27 protein-coding genes and 1 riboswitch are annotated in these 25788 nt (G+C 35.5%); of the genes, 10 read left to right on the top strand and 17 right to left on the bottom strand.

Annotated elements, in window-relative coordinates:
• Nucleotides 1–10: 10 nt before the first annotated feature.
• The 8 genes from cpaB to rpe form a co-directional block, all read right to left on the bottom strand.
• Nucleotides 11–1084, bottom strand: a complete 1074-nt coding sequence (cpaB, locus tag ACYQ1E_RS12940) for a Flp pilus assembly protein CpaB (protein ID WP_459880153.1) — start codon at nt 1082–1084, stop codon at nt 11–13.
• A gap of 47 nt (nt 1085–1131) precedes the next feature.
• Entirely contained in the window at nt 1132–1518 is a 387-nt protein-coding gene (locus tag ACYQ1E_RS12935) for a TadE/TadG family type IV pilus assembly protein (protein ID WP_459880150.1), read from the bottom strand.
• Nucleotides 1519–2034 carry an A24 family peptidase gene (locus ACYQ1E_RS12930; protein WP_459880147.1) on the bottom strand — a complete coding sequence of 172 codons (516 nt, stop codon included), beginning with the start codon at nt 2032–2034 and terminating at the stop codon, nt 1519–1521.
• 25 nt (nt 2035–2059) lie between these two features.
• Complete coding sequence (locus ACYQ1E_RS12925; protein WP_459880145.1) at nt 2060–2275, bottom strand: Flp family type IVb pilin; 216 nt, start codon at nt 2273–2275, stop codon at nt 2060–2062.
• A 24-nt stretch (nt 2276–2299) separates the two neighbouring features.
• Complete coding sequence (locus ACYQ1E_RS12920; RefSeq protein WP_459880142.1) at nt 2300–2512, bottom strand: Flp family type IVb pilin; 213 nt, start codon at nt 2510–2512, stop codon at nt 2300–2302.
• Between the two features lie 19 nt (nt 2513–2531).
• A complete protein-coding gene (locus tag ACYQ1E_RS12915) occupies nt 2532–2909 on the bottom strand; it encodes a helix-turn-helix domain-containing protein (protein WP_459880139.1) in 378 nt (125 codons plus the stop codon).
• 107 nt (nt 2910–3016) lie between these two features.
• A riboswitch (cobalamin riboswitch) is annotated at nt 3017–3295 on the bottom strand.
• A 161-nt stretch (nt 3296–3456) separates the two neighbouring features.
• Nucleotides 3457–3996, bottom strand: coding sequence for a YbhB/YbcL family Raf kinase inhibitor-like protein (locus tag ACYQ1E_RS12910; RefSeq protein WP_459880136.1), 540 nt, complete (start codon nt 3994–3996; stop codon nt 3457–3459).
• Nucleotides 3997–4011: 15 nt separating this feature from the next.
• Nucleotides 4012–4680 (bottom strand): ribulose-phosphate 3-epimerase, encoded by a 669-nt coding sequence (gene rpe, locus ACYQ1E_RS12905; RefSeq protein ID WP_459880133.1) that lies wholly within the window; start codon nt 4678–4680, stop codon nt 4012–4014.
• Between the two features lie 160 nt (nt 4681–4840).
• Between rpe and tkt the strand changes: the two genes are divergently transcribed.
• The 3 genes from tkt to ACYQ1E_RS12890 all read left to right on the top strand — a co-directional run bounded on the left by tkt (nt 4841) and on the right by ACYQ1E_RS12890 (nt 8222).
• Nucleotides 4841–6838 carry a transketolase gene (tkt, locus tag ACYQ1E_RS12900; RefSeq protein WP_459880130.1) on the top strand — a complete coding sequence of 666 codons (1998 nt, stop codon included), beginning with the start codon at nt 4841–4843 and terminating at the stop codon, nt 6836–6838.
• Nucleotides 6839–6843: 5 nt separating this feature from the next.
• The gene (gene rdgC, locus ACYQ1E_RS12895; RefSeq protein WP_459880128.1) at nt 6844–7455 is read left to right on the top strand and encodes a recombination-associated protein RdgC; all 612 of its coding nucleotides are present in this window, start codon (nt 6844–6846) and stop codon (nt 7453–7455) included.
• Between the two features lie 287 nt (nt 7456–7742).
• Nucleotides 7743–8222: a helix-turn-helix domain-containing protein gene (locus ACYQ1E_RS12890; RefSeq protein ID WP_459880125.1), complete on the top strand. Its 480-nt coding sequence runs from the start codon at nt 7743–7745 to the stop codon at nt 8220–8222.
• A gap of 854 nt (nt 8223–9076) precedes the next feature.
• Here ACYQ1E_RS12890 and ACYQ1E_RS12885 read toward each other — a convergent pair.
• The 6 genes from ACYQ1E_RS12885 to hisS form a co-directional block, all read right to left on the bottom strand.
• Nucleotides 9077–9400, bottom strand: coding sequence for a hypothetical protein (locus ACYQ1E_RS12885; protein ID WP_459880122.1), 324 nt, complete (start codon nt 9398–9400; stop codon nt 9077–9079).
• 274 nt (nt 9401–9674) lie between these two features.
• A complete protein-coding gene (locus ACYQ1E_RS12880; protein WP_459880119.1) occupies nt 9675–10982 on the bottom strand; it encodes a transcription antitermination factor NusB in 1308 nt (435 codons plus the stop codon).
• A gap of 77 nt (nt 10983–11059) precedes the next feature.
• Nucleotides 11060–11992 carry a methionyl-tRNA formyltransferase gene (fmt, locus tag ACYQ1E_RS12875; protein ID WP_459880116.1) on the bottom strand — a complete coding sequence of 311 codons (933 nt, stop codon included), beginning with the start codon at nt 11990–11992 and terminating at the stop codon, nt 11060–11062.
• Entirely contained in the window at nt 11989–12504 is a 516-nt protein-coding gene (gene def, locus ACYQ1E_RS12870; protein ID WP_459880114.1) for a peptide deformylase, read from the bottom strand. Before def ends, fmt begins: the two co-directional genes overlap by 4 nt.
• Nucleotides 12505–12554: 50 nt before the next feature.
• A complete protein-coding gene (gene aspS, locus ACYQ1E_RS12865) occupies nt 12555–14408 on the bottom strand; it encodes an aspartate--tRNA ligase (protein ID WP_459880111.1) in 1854 nt (617 codons plus the stop codon).
• A 23-nt stretch (nt 14409–14431) separates the two neighbouring features.
• Nucleotides 14432–15673 carry a histidine--tRNA ligase gene (gene hisS, locus ACYQ1E_RS12860; RefSeq protein ID WP_459880108.1) on the bottom strand — a complete coding sequence of 414 codons (1242 nt, stop codon included), beginning with the start codon at nt 15671–15673 and terminating at the stop codon, nt 14432–14434.
• A gap of 277 nt (nt 15674–15950) precedes the next feature.
• On the opposite strand from hisS, the gene ACYQ1E_RS12855 reads away from it, so the two are divergent.
• The 6 genes from ACYQ1E_RS12855 to ACYQ1E_RS12830 all read left to right on the top strand — a co-directional run bounded on the left by ACYQ1E_RS12855 (nt 15951) and on the right by ACYQ1E_RS12830 (nt 20058).
• Complete coding sequence (locus tag ACYQ1E_RS12855) at nt 15951–16133, top strand: carbon starvation CstA family protein (protein ID WP_459880105.1); 183 nt, start codon at nt 15951–15953, stop codon at nt 16131–16133.
• An 18-nt stretch (nt 16134–16151) separates the two neighbouring features.
• Nucleotides 16152–16379, top strand: a complete 228-nt coding sequence (locus tag ACYQ1E_RS12850) for a hypothetical protein (RefSeq protein ID WP_459880102.1) — start codon at nt 16152–16154, stop codon at nt 16377–16379.
• A 207-nt stretch (nt 16380–16586) separates the two neighbouring features.
• On the top strand, nt 16587–16904 hold the full coding sequence (locus ACYQ1E_RS12845) for a hypothetical protein (protein ID WP_459880099.1): 318 nt from the start codon (nt 16587–16589) through the stop codon (nt 16902–16904).
• 93 nt (nt 16905–16997) lie between these two features.
• Complete coding sequence (locus ACYQ1E_RS12840; protein ID WP_459880096.1) at nt 16998–17222, top strand: NifU family protein; 225 nt, start codon at nt 16998–17000, stop codon at nt 17220–17222.
• Between the two features lie 71 nt (nt 17223–17293).
• A complete protein-coding gene (gltX, locus tag ACYQ1E_RS12835; protein ID WP_459880093.1) occupies nt 17294–18688 on the top strand; it encodes a glutamate--tRNA ligase in 1395 nt (464 codons plus the stop codon).
• Between the two features lie 515 nt (nt 18689–19203).
• Nucleotides 19204–20058 (top strand): PEP-CTERM sorting domain-containing protein, encoded by an 855-nt coding sequence (locus ACYQ1E_RS12830; protein ID WP_459880090.1) that lies wholly within the window; start codon nt 19204–19206, stop codon nt 20056–20058.
• Nucleotides 20059–20222: 164 nt separating this feature from the next.
• On the opposite strand, the gene ACYQ1E_RS12825 is transcribed toward ACYQ1E_RS12830, so the two are convergent.
• Entirely contained in the window at nt 20223–21548 is a 1326-nt protein-coding gene (locus tag ACYQ1E_RS12825; protein WP_459880087.1) for a sigma-54 interaction domain-containing protein, read from the bottom strand.
• A 207-nt stretch (nt 21549–21755) separates the two neighbouring features.
• Between ACYQ1E_RS12825 and ACYQ1E_RS12820 the strand changes: the two genes are divergently transcribed.
• Entirely contained in the window at nt 21756–24077 is a 2322-nt protein-coding gene (locus ACYQ1E_RS12820) for a hydrogenase iron-sulfur subunit (RefSeq protein ID WP_459880084.1), read from the top strand.
• Between the two features lie 121 nt (nt 24078–24198).
• Here the strand turns inward: ACYQ1E_RS12820 and ACYQ1E_RS12815 are convergent, their stop codons facing one another.
• Together ACYQ1E_RS12815 and ACYQ1E_RS12810 are read right to left on the bottom strand one after the other, a co-directional pair.
• Nucleotides 24199–24537 carry a hypothetical protein gene (locus ACYQ1E_RS12815; protein WP_459880081.1) on the bottom strand — a complete coding sequence of 113 codons (339 nt, stop codon included), beginning with the start codon at nt 24535–24537 and terminating at the stop codon, nt 24199–24201.
• Nucleotides 24537–25739, bottom strand: coding sequence for an acetyl-CoA acetyltransferase (locus ACYQ1E_RS12810; protein WP_459880078.1), 1203 nt, complete (start codon nt 25737–25739; stop codon nt 24537–24539). Before ACYQ1E_RS12810 ends, ACYQ1E_RS12815 begins: the two co-directional genes overlap by 1 nt.
• Nucleotides 25740–25788 lie beyond the last annotated feature (49 nt).

The following is a 25788-nucleotide window of genomic DNA, read 5'->3' as shown; positions in this document are numbered from 1 at the left end:
ACCTATCCCCTTACTTAATTATTGGCTGGGAATAAACTTTTGTTCCCTTTATTACTGTTATCTGGCTGTAAATCCTTTTTTCTGAAAGCAGGTCAGACAAAAAACACCTTTTTGTGGCAACCATTGTTTTATCTTCTGGGTTTCTTAAAACCAGTCTAAGTAGTCCTTTATTACTTCCATCTGCTGCAACGCTCAAAACAGGCACATCTTTAGCTGGAATTAATAGCGTGACCATTGAAATCTTTGGCTGTCCAAACTTCTGAGAGGTTATAGGCGTATCAATGGCCAGGACAAGTAGGTTCTGCAAAAGAACCTTTGAGCTTATTCTATATTCAGTAACCATTCCTTTGGCGCCAGGGGTGATACCTCCAGATGAGGCGAATTTACTAAATGGGCAGGTAATAACTACATCCACATGATCTCCTGGCTTCAAAAATCCACACATCCCATCTTCTTGTTTAACTTTTATGGTTATTGCCCTCATGTTAGGAGGAATATTTTTAGCGAGGTCTTTTTTTATTATTAAAGGTGTCTTTAAGATTTCAGGACCAGTTATGGGAGTATAAGTAGAAGCAAGCTGGGTAACCTGATTATTTTTATCCTCTTTAGTGTCGTTTTTTTTATCTCTATTGCTCAAGATCAATGATATTTTTGCAGACTTCATTGTAGAGTATAATTTCAAGGCCTCTTCTGGTTTCATTATAAGGTAAACAGTCTCTTTATTTCGTCTTGAGTATTTCTCTTTTCCTCTGCCTTTAATTTCATATACAAGGATATTTTTTAATATAATTCTGGAGATACTTGCCATGTTTACATCAGGGAGATTGGAAGTAGCCAGAACATCCACTTTATCTCCTTTTTTTAATTTACTCAGTATCTGAACATCATCTAATGTCAATGCCACAAGTTTTTTACCAGCAGGGATCTTGATATGTTGAACAGGTTTAGCCTCAATTTTTACTGCTTTTTTTTGTTTTACTGGCTTTGTTTTATGGTGAAAAATCTTTTGACCCACTATTACTGCAGCTAAGACTCCTGAAAGTATTGCTATAATAACCGCCAAAAAAATCCTAATTTTTCGCATAATCTTAACATCCTCTAGGTATTTAAATTAACTCCTTCTTTAAATAACTATGGAAATACCATGGTTGCACTGGTTTTGATGGTCTGTGGAACAAGAGATTCAGTAAAAGGCCCCATGAGTGGTGTATATTTATAAGTTGCTGTGACTGTGATCCTGCGTGGAGATGGTGAGTCCTTTACTTCTGCCCTCAGCTCTTGCAATGAATCCCAGAAATTATTATTTACTACATCTTTAGCCAAATCTTTTGGATTTTCTCCTTCTTCTGCCTTTATTCCAGCCCTTGCACCTGCAGAGACTGCATTTGTAAGCTGAATCCAGTTAGTAAAATACCATCCATAATCTATAATAAGTCCCAAAATCAAAAGGAGCAGGGGCAGAAGAAGGGCAAATTCAATCACAACACTTCCCTTTTGTCTCTGTATCTTTGAAGCCACCTACACTACACCTCCTTTAAAAAGATATATTAAAAATCCAGCTCCAATGGCTACAGAAAAAGGGAAATAGACCCTATCTTGATTTACAGGTGGCCGAGTGCGGGTTAAAAATAGCGTTAAAATATCATACCATACATTTTTTAAATGAAGACCTGTTTTTTTAAAAATTATAAAAAACAAGGCAATCAATGCTCCACATATAAAGCTATAAATAGCTACATTGACCACCTCTGATGGGCCAAGCCATGCACCAATTGCCATCATAAGTTTAACATCCCCTCCACCTATTCCACCAAGTAAAAAAGGAATGATCATTGTGCAGCCGCCTATTATTGCCCCTGACAGAACAGGCTGAACACACAAAATCCCTTCTTGATAATACAATGCTAAGCCTCTATATCCTATTGCCAGCAATATGGAAGAAATGGTAAGCCAGTTAGGGATTATTCCTTTAATGCAGTCAAAGGTTATGGCAATAATTAAGATTAATTCAACAACTAAGGTCTTGGAGAGCAATATTACCTCCTTTTTTACCTCCTTTTTAATAAGGTAATCTTAGGGGAATAGGATGTCCTGTCTGGAGTTCACCTTGCGCCTCATCCATTTTACCAGTAATTGCGTCAAAAAGCTCTGTTAAGCTCTTTCTAAAAGTACCAATAACTGCTACCATAGCCGCAGCCGTTATCCCTGCTATTAAGCCATAGTCTACTGCTGTTGCTCTGCTCTCATCTCTCCATAATTCCTTTAAATTTTCCATGGTTTTCTCGTCATACTTTGTTTATTAACCTCCATTTATGTTGGGGGGATTCTGCACGTTATCCGAAGCATCCTGTATCTTCAGATTAATATTACCAAAAAGGCTTGTTAACTTATCTTTAAAAGCATAAAGAACTGTGACCAAGGCAGCAGCCATTATCCCTGCTATTAAACCATATTCTACTGCTGTTGCCCCGCTCTCATCCCTCCATAAATCCTTTAAAATTTCCATCATCATTGCTTACCTCCTTTAATTTTTATTTCCTAACTGGCTTACCATCATCCTTTATCCTTTGTCTAAATTCAGAAGGGCTAAGGCCCACTATTTTTTTGAATACCCTGCTAAAATAGGACAGATCATTAAATCCTGTTTCATAACATATTTGAGATATGGGGAGTTTTGAATGCATAAGAAGCTCCTTTGCCCTGTTTATCCTGAGCTCGATGAGATATATTTTAAAATTTTTTCCTGTATATTTTTTAAAAATCCTTGAAAAATAAAACTTACTAAAGCCACACTCCCTGGCCACTTTTTCCAGTGTCAATTCTTTATTAAAATCCTTATGGATCAAAGATATAGCACGTTGTATCAGCTCTTCTTCTTCATTAAATACATTGTCTGAATATTCTTCCAATATATAAACTCCCCACCATAAAAAAATCCCCGGCCCGATTATTCTCGGGCTGGGGATTCCCGTTTTATCCTCAGCCTTATAAAAACACACCCCTTTCCCATAAGGGTATGTTTCACCAGATTTAGGCAGGTCTTCTGACTCAAAGGATCATCCTACTCGCCCTGTTGAATAACCTTATCTTAAGGATATTCAACAGGACTCGCCCCGTTGAATAGAATTCCCTCCTCGGAAATTCAACAGGGCGAGCCACGCCTTCCCAGGAGCATCTTATCTCCCAGTGGCATTTATGTGGCTTTCGTCCCCTTTTCACAGCCGCGGGCCGGTGCTGGATTTTCACCAGCTTCCCTTTTAAGCCTTATAAAGGCACCTAAATCCTTTTTTGGATGTGAGTTTAAATCAAGAAATTGTGGTATTGTCAAGCAAAAAGATAGGAGAAAAACAAAAAATCTTTCTCTTGACTTAAAAATATCTTCTCAACCTGTTAAATTCCCCATAATCCGCATAGTTAAAATAACTATTTAATCTCTTAAGATAGTCTGACATAAATCTATTTTTGTTCAAAATAACCAGTATAACTGGCTTTATCTAAAATATGTGAAGATATTACATCTGTCAACTCTTCATAAGAGGGATTGTCACGAATATCTATTTTTTCACAGTCAAGGGCATATATGGTTGTTACATAAGGATGTTTGCCCGTGCCCCTGGGTGGTTGAGGTCCACCATATCCCTTAAATCCAAAAGAATTTATAAGTTCCCTGCAAGATGCACATTTGTTTGATAGAGAAAAACCTTCTTCTATTTTATTAAAATCTTTGGGAATATTGATAACTGCCCAATGAAGCCAGTTTCTGGCAATTGGATGAGGGTCAACCATAATTAATGCAAAGGATTTTGTGTTTTCTGGTGCATTTTCCCATCTAAATTCCGGGGATATGTTTTGGCCACCAATGGTCTTCATTACATATTTTTTGGGCATCATCCCTTCATCTGGATAGGAATTGCTTTTAATTATCATCTTTCCACCTCCTATTGCCTTATTTATTCCCAGAAGAACAAATAAAATTATGCATATGATTTTTTTCATAACCATATCCTTTTTTTATTTTTTTAAAATAGCTTCTATAAACTCTCTATGTCTTTTTTTATATGGTGGATGTTTGAAAAATGCAGAGCCAGATACAACCACATTTGCGCCTGCCTCAACAATGGACTTTACATTTTCTAGAGTAACTCCTCCATCAACCTGAATCAGGGTATCCAGCCCCGCCTGGTCAATCATTTTTTTCAGTTTTTTTATTTTCTGGATAGAATATGGGATAAATTTTTGTCCTCCAAATCCTGGATTTACACTCATTATAAGGACCATGTAAAGTTTTGGCAAGATATATTCAATTATTTTTAGCGGAGTATGTGGATTTAGGGCTACTGCTGGTTTTATCCCAAGCTCTGATATCTTTGTTACAACAGAATCTAAATGGATACACGCCTCAGCATGGACACAGAGGAGATCAGCACCAGCCTCTTTGAAATCTTTAAGGTATAATTCAGGATTTTCAATCATGAGATGTACATCAAAAAAAAGGGATGTTCTAGGCCTGCATTTTTTAATAATTGGTGGCCCTAGAGTGATATTGGGGACAAAGTGTCCATCCATAACATCCCAATGGACCCATTTTATATCTGCCTCCTCAAGGCCTTTTAATTCCTGCTCAAGATTGGCAAAATCACATGAGAGGAGTGAAGGTGATAAAATAAATTTTTGTTGCATAAAGACTCCATGAACTAGTTTAAGTAATCACTTTTCAAATGGGTGAAAAAGAGGTTGACTCTTAGGATTTCTCTTTATATGTCAAAGTCTGAAAGGTCAAGAAGTTTAAGGTTATTTTTTTTATTTAATAAGGGGTCTAGGCTTATTTCGAGGGGGGATAATGATTAGTAGAAGAGAGCTTGCAAATGCAATAAGGGCCTTATCCATGGATGCTATAGAGAATGCCAATTCAGGACATCCTGGAGCACCCATGGGAATGGCAGATATTGCAGAAGTATTGTGGAGGGATTTTGTCAGACATAATCCTCAAAATCCAAAATGGCCAAACAGGGATAGGGTCATTTTATCTAATGGTCACGCATCTATGCTTTTATATTCTGTTCTGCATTTAACAGGATATGATTTGACCATAGAGGATATAAAAAATTTTAGGCAACTTGGATCAAAGACACCAGGTCATCCTGAATATGGTGTTACCTCAGGGGTGGAGACAACTACCGGTCCCCTTGGACAGGGACTTGCCAATGCAGTTGGAATGGCATTGGCTGAAAAGATCTTTGCAGCTACTTTTAATAAACATGATGCTAAAATTATAGATCATTACACATATGTGCTCTTAGGTGATGGATGCCTTATGGAAGGTATATCCCATGAAACATGTTCCCTTGCTGGCACCTGGGGACTCGGGAAATTAATAGCCCTTTATGATGATAATGGAATTACTATTGATGGACCTACTGATAAATGGTTTACAGAAGATATAAAAAAGAGATTTGAATCTTATGGATGGCATGTAATATGTGATGTTGATGGACACAATCCAGATGAAATTTATAGGGCAATTGATTTGGCCAGAAAAGAGTTAGATAGACCATCTATAATTTGTTTTAAGACCCAGATTGGATTTGGTTCACCTAATCTTGCTGGAAGTGAAAAGACCCATGGAGCTCCCCTGGGGGAAGAAGAGGTTGAGGCTGCTAAAAAAAATCTGGGCTGGAAATATCCACCTTTTGAGATTCCAGAACATATATATAAGGCCTGGGATGCAAGGGAAAAAGGTAAAAAATTAGAAGATAACTGGAATAAAGAGTTTGAGAAGTATAAAAATCTATATCCTGAAGATGCAAAGGAATTTTTAAGGAGGATAAATAGAGAACTTCCACCAAATTTTACTGAGGTTTTTGAAAAATACATAGAAGAATTTTTAAAAGATAAAAAAGATATTGCCACAAGAAAGGCATCAGGGATTATCTTGGATAAACTGGCATCTAACCTTCCAGAACTAATTGGAGGATCAGCAGATTTAAGTGGTTCTAATAATACCAAACACTCTAGGTCTGTAGTTTACACCAAAGATTCGCCCAGAGCCAATTATCTCCATTTTGGGGTAAGGGAATTTGCAATGGCAGGAATTATGAATGGCCTGGCTCTTTATAGTGGATTTATACCTTATTGTGGAACCTTTTTGGTGTTTTCAGATTATATGAGAAGTGCAATAAGGCTGTCTTCATTGATGAAACTTAAGGTCATATATATATTCACTCACGATTCTATAGGTGTTGGTGAAGATGGACCAACACACCAGCCAATTGAGCAAACATCATCTCTTAGACTCATACCCAATTTAAAGGTATTTAGACCCTGCGACATTGTAGAATGTGCGGCTGCTTATTATCATGCACTTTGTGAACATACCGGTCCAATGGCACTCATCCTTTCCAGACAGGCACTAAAAAAACAATTAAATAAAAAAGAACAATATGAGGGTGCGAAAAAAGGTGGATATGTTCTTGTAAGAGAAAATGGAGATTATCCAGAGGTAATATTAATAGCCACTGGTTCAGAAGTTGGCATATGTGTTGAGGCTGCAGCTATTTTAAATAAACAAGGTGTTCCAACAAGGGTAGTTTCCATGGTCTGTACAGAACTCTTTGAAGAACAGGATAACTCATATAAAGATATGGTATTGGACAAAAGGGCTAAACTTGTAGTAGCTGTGGAAGCGGGTTCATCTGATTTATGGTATAAATATGTTGGAGACAGGGGATTTGTTATAGGTATAGATGAATTTGGGAAATCTGCACCTGGAAAGGTACTTTGCGAGCATTACGGTTTTGTGACAGAAAATATAGTAAATAAAGTAAAAGATAGGATTTAGGTGAAATGGGTTTTTTATCTGCATCTTTTGGTCTAACCAGATATAGGGTTTTAGGAGAAGCAGACTCTGAGCTCTGGGAGAAGATCCCAGGGCTCTTAAAGGAATTTTCCTTTAATGATATTGATGAGGTAACAGATGAAGTGAGTTTTGGGTGGGTATCCTTTGACAATATGTTAGATAATAAATTTGAGTTATCCTCTCCATTTAAAGGTGAATATGTCTGTTTTTCTTTGAGGATAGACAAGAGGAAAATACCACCTGCGGTATTTAAAAAATATTATCAAATGGCAATTCAAGAGGCCCTGGGCAATGAACAAAAAGATATAAAATATTTGTCAAAGGCAAAAAAGCAGGAAATAAAAGAAAATTTAAGGATAAAGCTTCTTTCAAAGACCCTTGCTGTGCCATCAGTAACAGATGTTGTATGGAATTTTTCTAAAGGGATTTTATTTCTATCCACTACAAATAAATCCACCAAGGAAATCTTTGTTGAGCATTTTCAAAAGACCTTTAATCTTCCACTTCAACCAATCACCCCTTATGAGTTGGGGAAAAAGCTTGAACAAAAATTGGGAATTGATTTAGATAAATATCAAACTGATATTTATGTCGGGTAAATATGTAAGAAAAAAGTTAATTAACAGGTACTATTAAATCCTTTCTATTTTTAAGTGCAGTTGTTGAACTTTTTTATCCAGGAGATGCTTATAGAAAATGGTTTAAAACAAGGAAAAAATTGGTAAAAAAAATAAAAGATAAATCATATGCAGGCACAGATGCCAAAAGGTAGAATACTCCATTTTATAATTAGAGATTTAAATAGAAATGCTTAAATATCCATAACAGATCTTAAATATTATTTTAAAAAGGTGATATTCTGATCAAAAATCTTTTGGAGGAAGAGATGATCAGGGTACAATTATCAGATAATCAGCGAAGGGAGCTTGAAAATTTTCGTCGTCAGGCATCATCAAAAGATTCAGAAAAAGCGCTTATGGTGCTTATGAATGCTGAGGGAAAATCTCCACCTGAAATAGCTAGACTGCTTAAGCGCCATCCTCACACTGTTAGAGATTGGATTAAACGCTACATAGCCTATGGCATCAAAGGATTTAATCGGAAATATTCACCAGGCAGACCAAAAGAAAAGAGAAAAAAATTAATGGAATATATAGAAACCATAATCTCAGATTCCCCTTTAATGCATGGCTTTGAGGAAGAGGCATGGACTGTTTTATTAATAACTCATGCTGCAAGAAGGGACTTAAATATAGAGGTCAGCAAAGATACAGTTTTACGAGCATTAAAAGACATGGGATATACCTACAAACGATCAGCTAAAAAATTCATAAAAAAGCGTCCAATAGAGAAGAAAAGTATGTAGCTATTTGTAAGCTAATGCTTAATTGCTTAAGTTAATAATTTTCAAAAGTATATTCTTTTAAGCGTAAGTGCATAAATTTTCATAATAAACTTTAATGAAAAAATTTTGGGTTTTTAATGAAAATTCTGTCCTAGCTGCAGGAAAATAAAAAAAAGGGTGTGAAACTTTAAAATAAGAACCGATTAATCCCTGAACAATATTCACCAAAAAATCAGCTAAGATTCCTTTTTCATTTTCTTTTAGTCTAGATAAGCTTTTGTCTTTAAAAACGTGAAAAAAATTTACGTTTTTTAGAGGAGCTTAAATCATTGCAAGTTCTTGAGTTATGATGGTTAAGCCTTGATGGATGAGGAGATAGGACTTTTCAATATTAGATGGTTGTGATGCACTATGTTCTAAGTCCTTTTTAAAACACCTTGAAATTATAGGGTTTTTAAAAAAGTCATTAGCACAAATTGTAGCCCAAAGCCACTTCCAGCCAAATTTAGTAACCGCATAAAATGATATACCTTTTGCCTTTTTGACAATCTTTCTAGAGATTAATTTTTTCAATTCCTAGCAAATTTGAGAGGAATTTCGGAAGTAGTTGGATAGAGCATTCTTAAGTTCAGAAGTTTTAATTCCAAAAGAGGAGTATTTGGTTTTAAGCAATTCTTTGATGAGAGCAAGTTGTCTGTCTTTTCTGAGGTCAGGAGCAGGGACCTTATGGTTAAGGTGGTCAAGAACAGGTTTTGAAAACATGTTCGGTTTAATCTCACATAATGAGGAGAAATCAACGTCAGCACAACAATTGAGGAATTTGTTATTGGCATCAAGACCTTTCCATAAATAGGCGTAGATAGAGAACAGGTTTTTTAAGCCCCAGCGATTGATTTAGGGTTGTTAATGGTGGTTCCTGCCCGCCAGTGCCTCGACAATATCTGGTATTTAACTAGAGAAGGCAGGGTATAGCAAGTTTGTAGTTTTAACGAAAGAGTATCTCGGCGATTGGCAGGCGGGTCAGTGAAAATGGGTATAACGCCATTGGAGCGTTTAACAAAACCCATAGATTTAAGGAAAGAAACAACGCCTCCTTCATAGAAGAGGTCTAAAATGTAACCGCGAAGGATAACACGATCAAAAGATGTGTAGGAAAACTTGATATTTTTTGAAAATTGAGCAATGAAGTTGTTGTTCACAGGTAATTTTCCTCCTTATAGAGTGTGTGCTAATCACCTATTTAGGAAATTACCTGTGAACATTCAATTTTTTTTCACACAAAGTTATGGGACTTATCAATAACTAAGAAACTCATAACACAAACCAACATCCAGTTTTTGGAACTTTAGTTTGCTAAATATTTATACAATTATGCTTAATTTCGCAAAAAAGAAGATGGCCCTTAAAGATGATATATTATAAGGGTATCAGTTTATAAAATTTTGGAAAGATAGCTATGCGAGTTAAGAAAAATTAATTTTTTACCAAGGTTACTCCATAAAAAAATTCCCTCAAATCTCTGGTAAAATCTATTTTTACCTCTTTTTCTATAAAGACTTTAACATCTCTATTTTGCCTTATAACTCTTTGCACCAGTTTCTCATTTTCATCCCTGTTCCACGTGCAGGTTATATAAACAATCCTCCCATGCTTAGGTACTGTTTTAATGGCCATGTTCAATAAGTTTTGCTGTAACTTTATTATGTTTTTTAGAAAAATATCATCAAGACGCAATTTTAGATCAGGTCTTCTGCATATAACTCCAAGTCCTGAACACAGAGTGTCTATTAATATAGTAGAAGGGTTCTTTTTTAAAGGATTTGCCTTTGTAGAATCTGTAACAAAAACAGGAATATCATTTAATTTTAGACGAAATAATTCTTTTTTTAAGCCCAAAAGCCTCTTTATATCAATATCACTTGCCCATACTGGAAACTTATCCTCTTCTAGTAAAAATGTTGTTTTTCCCCCAAAACCAGCACACATATCCCAGATTGGGGTGTTCCAGTCATAACAATCTAAATCTATTAATACCTTCTGAGACTCAAAGGACTTTCTACTAATAACTCCCTGTTTTTCAAAATATTCAATATCTATTTCATCACTATGTTCAAGAGCATACAATCTATTGTTTATTTTTTGTTTAACCTGATTATTTTTATCTAATAATTTTATTATTTCTTTGCTTGACTTGTTTTTTTTATTTATCCGTATCCCAATAAATGGCTTACACACGGACTTTTTCAAAAAGATTTCTGCATTTTTATCACCATATTGAGAAATCAAAATTTTTACTAAAAATAGAGGAAATGAATAATATATTGAATAAAATTCCTCTTTTGACACTGTATTTTCAATATAAAACTCATGAGATAAAAAATCTTCCTTTTTTCTACAAATAGTCCTGAGTACTCCATTTGCAAGAGATGTTAGTCCTCGACTTATCCTTTTTTTTATATATTCTACATAAAAATTGACACTTGCATAATCTGGAATTCTATCAAGATATAAAATTTCATAAACAGCAAGACTCATGGATATAAGAAATTTTTTGGGTAATTTTTTAAATTGACCTCTTATCCTGGACTTTAAAATAAAATAAAGTCGCTCCCTTAATCTGAAATATCCATAAACTAGTTCTGTTATAAGGGCTTTGTCCTGTTTTTTTTGAACATGTTCTAATGCATTATCAACTGCATGCTGAATATGCATGTGTTTTTTGATTTTAATAATTGCATTAATTGCAATTTCCCTTGAGGACAATTTTTTATTATTTTTCACCTTGCTCAGCTCTAAACCTTAGAGTATCTCTACATATGGAGGGCGGGATAATACATTAGAATTGTAGTCCAGTAAGATCATTTATTTGCTAAATAACCACATGCAAACTGTTCAGCAGAAAGAATCTTGGAAGATTCAGGCTTTAATTTTGGAATCAAATAGGATCTATCCATGCATCCAATCTCTAAAAAACCATCTCTAATACCTAAAATTTCTCCAGGACTAGTTCCTTGGGGCAACTTATTTCCAATCTTCCCTGGATAAATCTGGACCTTTACCCACCTTTTCTTCGCCTGAAAATTAAAATATGCCATGGGCCATGGATATAGCCCTCTTATTTTATTGTGGATATTCATAGCTGAATCTTTCCAATTAATAAAACCCATATCTTTGCTCAGTTTAGGAGCATAAGAGGCACAACTATCATCCTGTTTTATTGGAATGACTTTTTCCTGCTTTATTTTTTCCAGGGTTTTAATCAAGAGTTCTCCACCCAATTTTGCCAGCTCATCATGTAAATCTTTTGCAGTATCATTTATACCTATTGCAAGGGCCTTTTGAGACAAGATTGGACCTGTATCCAGACCCTCATCCATTAGCATTATAGTTATACCAGTTACCTTTTCCCCATTCAAAATTGCCCAATGTATTGGAGCTGCCCCTCTATATTTTGGTAGCAGAGAGGCATGCACATTTACACAACCAAAGGTCGGAATTGAAATAACATCACCAGGTATAATTAGCCCATAGGCTACAACAATAAATAAATCAGCCCTAACATCTCTTAATCTGGCCTTTATCTCGTCACTCTTTAAATTTTTTGGCTCAATGACTTCTATATTATGGTTAAGGGCCAATCTTTTCACTGGAGTAGATGTAATTTTTTGCCCCCTCCCAGCCTTTTTATCTGGTTGGGTTACTACTAATTGAACTTCTCCTCCATCCCATACCAGGAGTCTCTCTAAAATATTTTTGGCAAAATCAGGACTGCCAAAAAAAACTATTCTCATTTTTTTCTGGCCCTTTTTTGTATTTTTTTCAGTTTTTTCTCATACATAGATTTCTTTAATTTCCCAGCATAATCTATAATTAATCTACCACTTAAATGATCCACCTCATGTTGAATACAAACACACAGTAATTCATGAGCTGATATATCATGCTCTTTGCCATTTATATCTAAAAATCTCACTTTGATCTTTTGTGCTCGTTTAACATTGCATCTAAACCCAGGTAAACTGAGGCAACCTTCTTCTACCTCAGCCTCCCCTTGTTTTTCATAAATTTCAGGATTAATTAATACCATGGGATTTTCCCGCTTCTCAGGCCCAGATATATCAACTGTAATGATTTTTTTTAAAATACCGATTTGAGGTCCAGCAAGGCCAATCCCTTTATTTTCATACATGGTTTCCAGCATATCTTCTGCAAGCGTCTTTATTTCATCATCTATATCCTGTATTAGAGCTGTTTTTTTTCTGAGAATTGGATCAGGATAACATACAATTTTTCTAATAGCCATAAATTAACCCCTAAAAATATGCTCTCAGCATAGTCTATTATGATTTTACTCTAATTCTGTGTTTTTTTAATGTCTCTAATTCTTATACCAAGTTCACGAAGCTGGTTGTTATCCACATTTGAAGGGGCCTCAGTAAGTAAGCAAGCTCCTTTTTGGGTCTTTGGAAAAGGAATGACCTCTCTAATACTCTGTTTGTTTAGAAGTAACATAATAAGTCTATCAAACCCAAATGCAATACCACCATGGGGTGGTGCTCCATATTTTAATGCATTTAATAAAAATCCAAATTTTTCATTTGCTTCCTTCTCCTCTATACCAAGGGCCTTAAACATCTTCATCTGCAGATCATAGGAATGGATACGTATTGAACCACCACCTATTTCATTTCCATTAAATACAAGGTCATAGGCCCTGGCCTTTGCATTTTGAGGATCACTTAAGATCTTATCTCTGTCCTCCTCCTTTGGAGAGGTAAATGGATGGTGACATGCCTCCCATCTCTTTTCATCACTATTATACTCAAACAATGGGAAATCTACAATCCACACAAAATTCATTTTACTGGGGTCAATTAAATTAAATCTTTCTCCAAGCTTGACCCTTAAATTGCCTAAGGCATCATTTACCACATCCTCTGATGCAGCCTGGAAAAATATTATATCCCCTGGTTTTAGATCCAATTTTTGTGCAAGTTTTTGCTTCTCTTCTTCACTCATAAATTTAACAATAGGAGATTGCCATTCATTCTCTTTTATTTTTATCCATGCAAGCCCCTGGGCGCCAAAAGTCTTAACATATTCTGTATAATCATCTATCTCTTTTCTAGAAAGTATCCCTCCACCCCTCACCTTTAATGCCTTGATCAGAGGTGCCTTTGCAAATACCCTAAAATTAGACCCCTTAAATATATCTGTTATATCCTCTAAAAACAATTCAAATCTGGTATCTGGCCTGTCAACTCCGTATTTTTCCATTGCCATCTCATAAGTCATTTTAGGAAATGGAATAGAAACCTCTATACCCAGCGTATCTTTAATAAGCCTGTATATCATATTCTCAGCTACATCCATCACATCTTGTTCTTCAACAAAACTCATTTCCATGTCTATTTGGGTAAACTCTGGCTGTCTATCTGCCCTCAAATCTTCATCCCTAAAGCATTTCACAATTTGATAATATTTATCCAGCCCTCCAATCATAAGGAGTTGTTTAAAGAGTTGTGGACTCTGAGGCAGGGCAAAGAATCTTCCATTGTGCAATCTGCTTGGAACCAAAAAATCACGAGCACCTTCTGGTGTGGATTTTGTCAAAAAAGGGGTCTCAATCTCTAAAAAGCCTTTTGAATTAAGAAAATTTCTGATACTCTGGGCAGCTTTGTGTCTAAAGATTATATTTTCTTTTAATTTATTTCTCCTGAAATCTAAATATCTGTATTTTAACCTTAAATTCTCTGATACATCTATCCTGTCTTCAATTAAAAATGGAGGGGTCTTAGATATATTTAAGAGCTTCCAATCGGTTACCACTACTTCTATCTCACCAGTGGGGAGTTTTAAATTTTCCATACCCTCTGGTCTTCTCCTGACCTTCCCCTTGATTGCCAGCACGTATTCAGACCTCAACACATGGGCCTCTGAATGTGCCTTTTCATTCACCTCAGGAGAAAATACTACCTGGGTTAAGCCTTCCCTATCCCTTAAATCTATAAAGATTAGTCCTCCATGGTCTCTTCTATATTGAACCCAACCCATTAAACAGACTTCTTCATCCAGATTTTTTACAGTAAGTTCCCCACATGAATGGGTCCTTTTCCAGCCACCTAGAGAAGTGAGTAGCTCCCTTGCCCTTTTTTCAGCAAGGGCAATCTCTTCTTCAGTCTCAACTCTTTTTACATCCTGCTCCATAAAGAAACTCCTTGAAATTTACTTTAATGCTCAAAAGATATCTTTTCCAATGAATCCAATGAAAGCCCTTTTTGTTCTCCAGTTATTAGGTCTTTTAAAGTGACTTTTCTTTTCAAGAGTTCCTCCTCTCCTATAATAATACAATATCTTGCGCCCCCTTTATTGGCTGTCCTAAGGTGAGCCTTTACACTCTTTACCTCATAGGAGCAAACACATTCAATTTCTCTATTTCTTAACATTGAAGCCACTTCAAAACCAAGATCCAGACCCTTTTTATCTATTATTGCAATATAGAAGGCATTGCTTTTTTGTTCTTGTATCTCAATTAACTGGGCTATTCTCTCCATCCCACAGGCAAATCCAATGCCTGGAAGGTCAGGTCCACCTAGTTGTTTTATAAGACCATCATATCTTCCGCCACCTGCTATAGCTGACTGGGCCCCGATCCCTTCTGCCATTACCTCAAATGTGGTTCTTTGATAATAATCAAGACCTCTTACAAGATTTTTATTTATTTTAAACTGGATATTTTCAAATTTTAAAAGATTCAAAACCTGCTTAAAATGTATGTCACAATCACTGCACAAGTAATCTATAATCTTTGGAGCGTCTTTATATATTTTTTTGCAAGATTCTATTTTACAGTCCAACACCCTTAATGGGTTTTTCATTCTCCTTCTCTTGCAATCTTCACAAAGCACATCTTCATCTATTTTTTCCAAAAACTCCTTTAAATTAGCAAGATATGAAGCTCTACACCTTAAACACCCAAGAGAATTTATCTCAAGAGATATCCCTTTAATATCCAATTTCTTTAAAAAATCCATCAGCATCACAATAAGTTCCCCGTCTATATATGGAGAGCTGCTTCCAAAGACCTCTACATTTACCTGATGAAATTGCCTTTGCCTGCCCTTTTGAGGCCTTTCATAGCGAAACATTGGTCCAATTGTGAAGAATTTAGAGATATTTTCTTTTGCATATATTTTGTTTTCAATATAGGCGCGAGCTACTCCAGCAGTGGCCTCTGGCCGAAGAGACAAACTCCTTCCTTTTTTGTCTAAAAAGGAAAACATCTCCTTTTGCACTACATCTGTCTCATCTCCTATGGAGCGAGCAAACAACTCGGTTTTCTCTAAAATAGGAGTCCTCATCTCAACAAAGCCATATAAAGGGAATATTTCCCTGGCTACTTTTTCCATAAATGAATATTTTTCTATCTCTGGTGGATATAAATCAGTAAAACCTTTTATTTTTTTAATCATATTAACCCATTTAAATTTTAAAATTTAAAAGAACCATAACATGGCCAAAAAAATATAAAAAACCAAAAAATAAAAATTTTTGATACCAATTTTCCTAAAAACATCAGAGTAATAATCTATACCTTAAAGAATGTCAAAATTGGATTACAAAGTTTTGAAGAATTAGTGAGAAAAATATAGAAAATTTTAGATTTTTGCAAAATTTGCATTAACAAGACTTTAAAAATTTTAAAAGCTGTGGTAATAAAATTCAGGTAAGGAGAAAGTTTCTCAGATATTGGTCACAGTTATTAATTTAAGGAATGGAGCATGGACAATGTTGTGGCCTGCATTTGGTGGCGCAAATCAAATGCTTGCATCCATTGCTCTTATGACTGGAGCTGCATGGGTTATAAGGGTTCAAAAGTCAAAGAAAATGAATGTACTTATTCCTGCCTTATTACGCTGGGTTACAGTATAACTTGCCATAGTGTGTTATTTGTTTATAGCTGTGCCCACTTTTTATGCCAAGGAACCTGTTAAAGCCATTATTTTAGGAGCAATGGTGGTGATAATGTTGGAGCTAAATCTTCTATTGATATACGACTACTTTAAACCTGAAAACGATCTTGAAAGAAAGTTGGAACCAGATAAGGTCTTAAGATATATGTTAAAGAAAATAAAAGAGAATTTTCTATTTTTTTTTCAAAAGAATTTCGAGATATAAGTACCCGTGCAATTGAGGCTGAACTCAAGGAGTTAGAAAATGTCTTTGCCCTGATATTGATAGGGGCTCGTACAAGTATGCCTATGTGCATCTGTTTTTTTTTATGTTGCCCAGACAAAGTGTTCTTTATTATCCTTTTTCCTTGCTCACTACTGGGTACGATAGACTAGAGACACTTTTTTTCTAAAGGAAAAAATAGGAAATGAGGTGCATGTCATAAAAAAAGCAATAGTTCCTTACAGGATGCCAAAAATATCTAATGCACACCTTTTGAAAAAGAAAAAAATAAAGATAAATGAAAGGCCTTTTATTTTAATGTATAAAAACAATAGTAAAGATGTTGGAGCCATTTTGTCTCTTGCACGTTGTCTTGAGCCTCTGGGGATCGTGCATATTGGTCTTACTCCAAAAAATAGTGTTCTTTACGTAAAACTCAAAATAAGCCTTAAGTCAATTGACAAAATAGAAAAGGTTATGAGAGAATGCTTAAGTTTAGTGCACATTAAAATGGTTAAGGTCAAATAGAGCTCTTTAACCAAGCTTGACAAGGTTTACTTTAATTTATTAATAATCAGTAATAATTTAGTAAAAATAACTAATTACACAAGGAGCATTAGAATGTTAAAAGAAAAAGTAGAAAAGGTATTGGGAGAGATCAGGCCTCAACTCCAGGCAGATGGTGGTGATGTTGAATTAGTGGAAGTCACAGATGATAATGTTGTTAAAGTGAAATTACAGGGAGCCTGTGCTGGATGCCCAATGGCACAGATGACCTTAAAAAACGGAATTGAACGGATTCTAAAAATGAAAATTCCAGATGTAAAATATGTTGAATCTGTTTAATTTTATCATTTTGTTTTAATTTTTTTACCGGGGCTTTTAAGCCCTTATTTTTTTATTAAGGGGGATAATTTATGTCTAAGGTAGTGACCAGGTTCCCACCTAGCCCAACCGGGCACCTGCATATAGGTGGGGCAAGGACAGCCCTTTTTAACTGGTTGCTTGCGAGAAATAGCGGTGGAAAGTTTATTTTGAGGATAGAAGATACTGACCTTGAGCGTTCTTCTGAAGAAATGACCAGAGCAATTATTGAGGCAATGGAGTGGCTTGGCCTTACCTGGGATGAAGGGCCTTATTTTCAGACAAAAAGGTTTGAGATCTATCAACACCATATTGATATGCTTATAGATCAGGGAAAGGCATATTATTGTCAGTGTACCAAAGAAGAAGTAGAAGAGATGAGAAAAAGGGCAATGGAGCGTGGAGAAAAACCAAAATACAGTGGCAAGTGTAGGGAACTTAATCTTGGCCCTGGCCCTGGAAGAGTGGTGAGATTTAAGACTCCCCTTGAAGGAGAGACTGCTTTTAATGACCTCTTAAAAGGTCCTATTTCTGTTAATAATAAAGAGTTAGATGATTTTGTAATAAGAAGGGAAGATGGGTCTCCAACTTATAATCTGGCTGTTGTTGTGGATGATGCCACAATGGGAATAACCCATATCTTGAGAGGAGATGACCATATCAACAATACTCCCAAACAGGTATTATTATATGAGGCCCTGGGATATAACGTCCCCTATTTTATTCACGTTCCAATGATCCTTGGTCCTGATAAGAAAAAATTGAGTAAGAGGCATGGTGCAAAATCAGTTTTAGAATACAGGGAACTTGGCTATCTCCCAGAAGCTGTATTAAATTATCTTGTTAGGCTTGGATGGTCCTATAAGGATCAAGAAATATTTACTGTGGATGAGCTTATAAAGAAATTTTCCATTAAAAATTTGAGTAATTCTGCAAGTGTATTTGACCCTGAAAAATTAAAATGGGTAAATAGCCAGCATATCAAGAAAAAATCACCAAAGGACCTGGCTATTTTGTTGAGGAAGTATCTAGCAAAACAGTGTATAAATTGCGATGATCTAGATTATTTGGAAAAAATCGTTCCACTTCTGCAGCCAAGGTCAACCACAATGGTGGAGATGGCAAAAAAGGCCACCTTTTTTGTATTAAAAGACGAAGAAATTAATTATTCCAAAGAGTTGCTTAATAAATTTCTCACTCCAGAAGTTAGAACACACTTAGAGGAAATTTTAAAAAGGCTGAAAAAAATAGAAGTATTTAATCAAAAACAACTTGAAGATCTAATGAGAGATTATTTAAATGAGAAGAATATTAAGTTTAAATTGCTGGCCCAGCCAATAAGGGTGTGCATAACAGGACAAACTGCAAGTCCTGGACTTTTTGAGACAATGGAGGTGCTTGGAAAAGAACGCACAATAAATAGATTGAGTAGGGCACTTAAGATATGATCTTAACCTGATAAATTAATGGGCAGGACTTTTTCTAGCCCTGCCTTCTGATAAAATTATTCAATAAGTTAGGGACCCGTTAAATTTTCCCGAGCATTTGTCAAAATATGCTCAATGATTTAAGATCTATCTAACTGATTAATTGTTATTTTCTCACAGCAGCTAATTCCCCAAATATTTACCTCGTTGCAGGACTTTTGAAAAATTCTTAACAATATTTCTTCGAACTTATCAATTTATTTTTATATTTTTAAATGAACTACCATTTTTATATATACACACCCTTTATCTAAATCCTACCATCACAAACTTAGTTGGAATAGTTGCTCTTTAGTAGACTGCACTGCAATTTATTTCACATATGGATTTTATCTTATATGATATGTATGCATTATTTTTCACATATATTATTTTTAAGAAAAAAAATACAATAAATAGCATATATTAAACATGGGATAAATATGGTATACAACTTGCTTATCTCGTACTAAACTCAGAGATATATGGAGGGCGATATGAATTACAAACACAATTTAATTATTATCTTTACTTTTATATTGATGTCTATTTTGTGTGTGCAAAACTTTTCATTCGCGCTTGATTTTGGAAACAATATCACTATTTACGACAACACTTCTTCGTCAACTTTCGGCTGGTACGGACAACAAGAAGACAATGAAGTTGAACCTGGTTGTGTAAACACACAAATATGGGATTTAGAAGGATTTTTTTTAGACAATTATACTTTAACTATAATTGGAGGATTTGACTTTGCCAGTGGAGTAAAAATAAATAATCCTGACCATATAATAACTTCTGGAGATATTTTTATAGATATAGATGGTGATGTCACATATGGCGGCAATCAAGCAAATCCTACCCATAGGAGTAATGGCATTATTGAACTAAATAATACTTATGGATATGATTATGCTATTAGACTGAATTTTGATAATAACCAAACAGGGTATACTTATGAAGTTTACGAGATTAAAAATACTGTATATTCAGTATATTATGCCCATAATGATTGGTCTAATCCATGGAGATATAAAAAAGCATCTGGTGAGCAACCTATCTATACAGGTCTTATAACTTATTATGATTCCACCCAATTAGACTCAATGAATTTAGGCTTAGCAGGAGATAGCAATAATAATAACCACTACGCCTTTTCAGTTGACCTATCTTTTTTACCTCATGGCGCCCATTTTATCAGTCATTTTACCATAGAATGCGGAAATGACAATTTGATGGGCCAAGGTGCCCTCCATGCCCCAGAACCAGCTACAATATTCCTTTTTGGCTCAGGACTTATAGGTTTTGCTGTATTTGCTAAAAGAAAAATGAAGACAAGCAAGTCTACATAGAAAAATTGTATATTGTGGAGACAGGTGAATAATGCTTAACCTTCAAGAGATTGAATGGTTTTATTTTGCCTAGAACCTTTTCGCTATTTCAATTTAAAAGCTTATAAAGATGTATTGTAAATATTTTTGCAATTATACTTATCACATTGCCCTGGTATTATAACTTATTTTTGTTTATATTTGGCTAAGATTCTATATAAAGTAGCCCTTGATATACCCAGCATCTTTGCTGCCTTTACCTTATTTCCCCCTGCATCTTTTATTGCTTCTTCTACCTTTGCAAAATCCAAATTTTTCCTTGGCTTATGTTTTTTATTTATCACAATATTGTGATCCATTTGGCCTTCTAAAAGATACTTAGGCAGATGAATCGGTTCAATTACACCTAAACTGGATTCAAATGATTCCACCAAGGAATATTGAACCACATTTTGAAGTTCCCTAATATTTCCTGGCCAATTATGTCTCTTTAATATCTCTATAGCAGCGTGTGAGATTTCAGGAATATTCATGTTAAATTCTATTGCGAATTCTTTTAAAAAATGATCTACCAGTAAGGGAATATCCTCTTTTCTCTCTCTTAAAGGGGGTATTTTTAGAGGAATTACAGCTATACGATAATAAAGATCTTCTCTAAAATTGCCTTTCTCAATCTCTTCTCTAAGGTCCTTGTTAGTTGCTGTTATAATCCTGGTATCAATTCTTATTTTTTTGCTGTCACCAAGTCTTTCAATGGTCAATGTCTGAATTGCCCTAAGTAATTTAACCTGCATTGCAGGACTCACATCTCCAATTTCATCTAAAAACAACGTTCCCCTATGAGCAAGTTCAAAACGTCCTTTCTTTGACTTTGTAGCGCCAGTAAAAGCGCCTTTTACATATCCAAAAAGTTCGCTTTCAATTAAAGAATCTGGAATAGCCCCACAGTTAACAGCAACAAAAGGACCATCTTTCCTGGGACTTAATTTGTGTATTGTATTTGCCACTAATTCCTTTCCTGTGCCTGATTCTCCCAAAATTAAAACAGGAACTGAAATCTTGGAAACATTTTTTATTTGGGCATAAAGTCTTTGCATTTTATCAGTTCTACCAATTATTCCATAAAAATTGGTTATCTTCTCAACCTCTTTTTCAGTCATTACATCTGAGGTAATGTCTTCAAAAACAGCACATACCCCGTAGATATTTTTTCCATGGTAAATAGGCACTACCCTGGATTCTAAATATTTGGCCTTTCCCTTTTTATCTATAAATTTAATATTGTATTCAAGTTTAGAGAAGGTTGGGACCACTATTTTATTCTTAAAACTGCATTTACTGCCACAAAATCCACCCGGAAACACTGAATGACAGTCCCTTCCAATTACCTCTTCTTTTGAATATCCTGTTATTTTTTCTGCATATCTGCTAAAATAAAAAATCTTTCTGTTCATATCATGGGCAATTATAGCAATAGGGATACTGTCCAGTAGATTCTTTAGATGGTCCATAATTACCTCTATAATAAATCATTAAACACTCAGTTTTATATATTCAAAAGGGCCTGTCTGACTTGCATATATTTGAAAATAGATATAGAAATTTAATAAAAAAAACGTGAAAAAGCAACTTCTCAAAAATAGGAGCCATAGGCAATGTCCAATAAATCAAAATTCTGTAATTGGAACTACAATCTTATCACTCAAGGAGGAAATAAAATGGAGTATAAAATTGCGCTCATCCTCTGCACTTGTGGAACAACATTGGAAGAGAAAATAGATTTTGAATATTTAATTAATGGTGCAAAAAATCTTCCCCAGATAGTTGAAATAAAAAAAGAGGATTTTCTATGCGAAAATATTGATTCCTTATTAAAGGAGTTACATGGAAAAGTGGGTAGGGTATTATTTGCATGCTGTTCTGAAAGATCTTCTTTAAGATTTAATGAAGATATGATTGAAAAACACCTTATAAAAAATGGGTTTGATGTGGGAATGTATGAAGTTGCCAATATCAGGGAACAGTGCGCCTGGATTCATGAAAATAAGGACCTTGCCACAAAAAAGGCCATGGATCTGATCACCATGTCATATGAAAAATTAATGTTAAATGTGCCCTCTTATGAGGTCAAGGATTTAAGTCAGGAAGTCCTTATAATTGGGGGAGGAGTCGCAGGGATAAGTGCTGCCCAGGCCCTTTCTAAACTTGGAGTCCCTTCAACCATAGTTGAAGAAAAATCTTATATAGGCGGACATGCAGCTCAAGTATCTTTTCTCTGGCAGAGCGAAGGCTCTCCTTCCTTTTGCCATAGTGGATGTGTGATACCAGTAATTAGTAGAGATCTCTTATTAGAAGATAATGTCTCTATCTTAACTTCATCAAAAATATCATGGATTGAAAAGAAAAATGGAAATTTTTATACAGAAATAGTAAGTTATCCTCAGTATGTTGATCCTATAAAGTGCGTTTCCTGTGGAAAGTGTGCTCAAGTGTGCCCTGTAGAGACCAAAAATCCCTTTGATTTTGGTCAGACAAAAAAAAAGGCAATTGACAAGGAATATAATTTAGGTGTGCCAGACAAATATTTTTTAGATGATACCATTTGTACAAAATGTGGAGAATGTGTAAATGTGTGTCCTACAGGCGCAATTGATCTTAATGCAGAAACCAAGGTCATGAAAAAGGAATTTGGTGCTGTTATATTCGCAACTGGATATGAAACCAGAGATATGAAAGAATTTTCCCACCTATCTTACGATAAACCCAATGTTGTAACTCTTATGGAATTTGAAAGGATGATAGGAAATAGATTTTATGGTAAGCCCCCCATGAGTGTCACCTTTGTTATGTGTCAAAGGGATAAGGTTGGTTATTGTTCAAAACTCTGCTGCGATGTAGTGGCTAAACATGTATTTAGAATGTCAAAATTTTTTACAGGCACAGAAACCACAGTGCTATACACTGACCTTAGAACCTCAGGGAGGATGGGCGCTATTCTAAAAAATAGGTCTGAAGAAGCTGGAGTTGAATTTATTAAAGCAAAAGTAGAAAAAATTGAAGGCGATGATGATTGGTTGACCATCTACACAGACCAGGGAGAATTTGAGACACAATTGGTTGTCTTGGCAGAACCCTTAATTCCAGCACCCCTTCAAACCGCAAAAATGCTTGGATTACAACTTGACCAGTTTGGCTATCCAGTAGAATTTCAGCCTAAGGTGGTTAGACCTATAAATAGCTATGTAGAAAGGGTTTTTTTAGCAGGCGCAGCAAAAGGTTTTAAAGACGTCCAAGAAAGCATTGAATCTGCTCATCTGGCAGCAATAAGGGCCTATGAATCGTTAAAAGGAAAACATGCCAAATATGTATCTTATATAAATGTAGATAAATGTTCAAAGTGTGGATTGTGCATTCCAATATGTCCACATAGAGCAATCTCTGCAAGGGAAAAGTCTACACAAAAGAGTATATTACTAGACCCTTTAAATCCTTGTGAGCAGGATCTAGAAGATGTGGAGATCAAGATAGACTCTAATTTTTGTAAAGGATGCGGGCTCTGCTATTCCACATGTAGATCTAAAGCAGTTGTTCTTTTAAACCTTCAAGAAGCCCAAATATTAAATATGGCAAAAAGGGCATTTGAAAATCATCCCCAGGGTGAACCAAGATTGCTTGCATTTTTGTGTTATTGGTGTTCCTATGGCTCAGCAGATTTAATGGGCGTCAACAGATTAAAAGTCACTGAAAATTTCAGGACAATTAGAATTAGATGCTCAGGTTCAATAAGTCCAGAGGTTATTTGTGAAATATTATTTTCAGATATGGCAGATGGCATTTTAGTTGCGGGCTGTCCACCAGAGAATTGCCACCATCTCTGGGGAAATTATATTGCTGAAAAAAGGATAAAAATTCTCCATTCTCTGCTAGCTGACATTGGAATAGATAAAAGCAGGTTAAGAATGGAGTATATTGGTGTTCCCCAATTTGATTTAATGGCCAAAGTTTTAAATTTTATGAATGACTGCTTTAAGGAACAATAAAAAAACTTATTCTTTTGGCCCAGGGTTAGTGCCCTGGGCTCATCAAAAAACAATTAATCTAAAAACACACTCTAAAGTAAATATCCGCCTATACACAATTTGGGCAAAAAAATTTGACGATTTAGTGAAATTCATCAAAAAACACAACCTGAAATACATGCTCAGTCTCTTTTAGTATTTTTTCAATTTCTGAGCTCTGAGCTCCTTCAATAGGAGAGATAAAAGAGATATCAAGGCCCTCATGATTTTTGAGGGCCTTGTATTTTTCTAAAAAACCAATTACCACCGCAAATCCACAGCCAAAATAACCGCAACAAGAATTATCAGCAGCACCAAATCCTCTGTAATATAGAAGCTTTTTCCCATTTATCTCAGTGATTTTTTCTTCCACAAGCTCATAAAAGCCCGACATACTTTCTACTCTTAAGGGCAGGGTAAAGTGAACAAATTCCTTTTCCATTAGTTTTCGTATCTCCCAATAATTGAAATTGCACAGATATTCATAAATGGGAAGCCACCAAGATTGTGGGTTAATCCATATTTCACATTATTAAGTTGTCTCTCCCCTGCTCGACCCAGTAGTTGTAAGTAAACCTCATAAATCATTCTAAGACCAGAGGCACCAATTGGATGGCCAAAACATTTAAGTCCGCCATCTATCTGACATGGCATTTTCCCGTCTCTGTCAAAGAAACCATCCATTACATCGTAGATAGCCTTACCTCTCTCTGAAATATGAAGATCCTCGTAAGTAACCAGTTCAGTTATAGAAAAACAGTCGTGAAGTTCAAGCAGTGAGATCTCTTCTCTAGGATTTTCAATTCCAGCTTCTTTATATGCTTGGATAGAACACTTAGATGTGGTGAGAAAATGTGAACCATCCCATGTAGTATAGCTCATCTCCTCACCATTTGATACAGCAATCTGCAATGCTTTTACTGTAATAATATCCTTTTTACCCAATTTCTTGGCTATTTCTGGTGTTGTCACAATTGCAGCAGCTGCTCCATCTGAGACACCGCAACAGTCAAAAAGTCCCAGTGGGTAAGCAATTATAGGAGAGGCCATTATTTGCTCTTCTGTTACTGCTCTTCTTAAATGTGCTTTTTCATTATATGTTCCATTTAAATGGCTTTTTGCAGATATATGGGCCATTGCCTTCTTTAATTCTTTCATTGGGATTTTGTATTTTGCACTATAAGCAGATGCAAGTTGCGCAAAAGCACCTGGGGCTGTTAAATTGGGCCACCATTGAGCTCCAAGTACACTAGGAGTAAGTTGGGGTAATCCACCATATCCAGTATCTTTTAATTTCTCTACACCCAAAGCTAGACAAATGTCATAGGCACCAGAAGCAACAGCATAACATGCACCTCTAAAGGCCTCTGTACCAGTTGCACAATAGTTTTCTGTTCTTGTAACAGGCAATCTATCAAGTCTTAAAGTAGTAGCAAGTGGCATAGCAGTTTTTCCCACATTTACCTCATCAACACAGGTTCCAAGCCAAGCAGCCTGAATATCTTTTGGTTCTATTCCTGCATCTTCTATACACTCTAAAAAGGCCTCTACCATGAGTTCTTCAGCGCCTACATCCCATCTCTCTCCAAATCTTGTGCATCCCATTCCTATTATGGCCACTTTATCTCTTATACCATCTGCCATAATTTCCTCCTATTTTTAACTTAAGTTTTATTAAAATTGAAAACTTAAG

The organism is Desulfothermus naphthae, from assembly GCF_054657475.1.
This window is presented reverse-complemented; position numbering and strand designations above follow the sequence as displayed.

Bases quoted from the DNA above. Each gene is read 5' to 3' on its own strand.
- ACYQ1E_RS12810 (WP_459880078.1), bottom strand. From the start codon at position 25,739: ATGGCAGATGGTATAAGAGATAAAGTGGCCATAATAGGAATGGGATGC.
- rdgC (WP_459880128.1), top strand. From the start codon at position 6,844: ATGGGTTTTTTATCTGCATCTTTTGGTCTAACCAGATATAGGGTTTTA.
- tkt (WP_459880130.1), top strand. From the start codon at position 4,841: ATGATTAGTAGAAGAGAGCTTGCAAATGCAATAAGGGCCTTATCCATG.
- ACYQ1E_RS12830 (WP_459880090.1), top strand. From the start codon at position 19,204: ATGAATTACAAACACAATTTAATTATTATCTTTACTTTTATATTGATG.
- fmt (WP_459880116.1), bottom strand. From the start codon at position 11,992: ATGAGAATAGTTTTTTTTGGCAGTCCTGATTTTGCCAAAAATATTTTA.
- cpaB (WP_459880153.1), bottom strand. From the start codon at position 1,084: ATGCGAAAAATTAGGATTTTTTTGGCGGTTATTATAGCAATACTTTCA.
- hisS (WP_459880108.1), bottom strand. From the start codon at position 15,673: ATGATTAAAAAAATAAAAGGTTTTACTGATTTATATCCACCAGAGATA.
- ACYQ1E_RS12815 (WP_459880081.1), bottom strand. From the start codon at position 24,537: ATGGAAAAGGAATTTGTTCACTTTACCCTGCCCTTAAGAGTAGAAAGT.
- aspS (WP_459880111.1), bottom strand. From the start codon at position 14,408: ATGGAGCAGGATGTAAAAAGAGTTGAGACTGAAGAAGAGATTGCCCTT.
- ACYQ1E_RS12890 (WP_459880125.1), top strand. From the start codon at position 7,743: ATGATCAGGGTACAATTATCAGATAATCAGCGAAGGGAGCTTGAAAAT.
- rpe (WP_459880133.1), bottom strand. From the start codon at position 4,680: ATGCAACAAAAATTTATTTTATCACCTTCACTCCTCTCATGTGATTTT.
- ACYQ1E_RS12910 (WP_459880136.1), bottom strand. From the start codon at position 3,996: ATGAAAAAAATCATATGCATAATTTTATTTGTTCTTCTGGGAATAAAT.
- ACYQ1E_RS12825 (WP_459880087.1), bottom strand. From the start codon at position 21,548: ATGGACCATCTAAAGAATCTACTGGACAGTATCCCTATTGCTATAATT.
- ACYQ1E_RS12925 (WP_459880145.1), bottom strand. From the start codon at position 2,275: ATGGAAAATTTAAAGGAATTATGGAGAGATGAGAGCAGAGCAACAGCA.
- ACYQ1E_RS12840 (WP_459880096.1), top strand. From the start codon at position 16,998: ATGTTAAAAGAAAAAGTAGAAAAGGTATTGGGAGAGATCAGGCCTCAA.
- ACYQ1E_RS12920 (WP_459880142.1), bottom strand. From the start codon at position 2,512: ATGATGATGGAAATTTTAAAGGATTTATGGAGGGATGAGAGCGGGGCA.
- def (WP_459880114.1), bottom strand. From the start codon at position 12,504: ATGGCTATTAGAAAAATTGTATGTTATCCTGATCCAATTCTCAGAAAA.
- ACYQ1E_RS12820 (WP_459880084.1), top strand. From the start codon at position 21,756: ATGGAGTATAAAATTGCGCTCATCCTCTGCACTTGTGGAACAACATTG.
- gltX (WP_459880093.1), top strand. From the start codon at position 17,294: ATGTCTAAGGTAGTGACCAGGTTCCCACCTAGCCCAACCGGGCACCTG.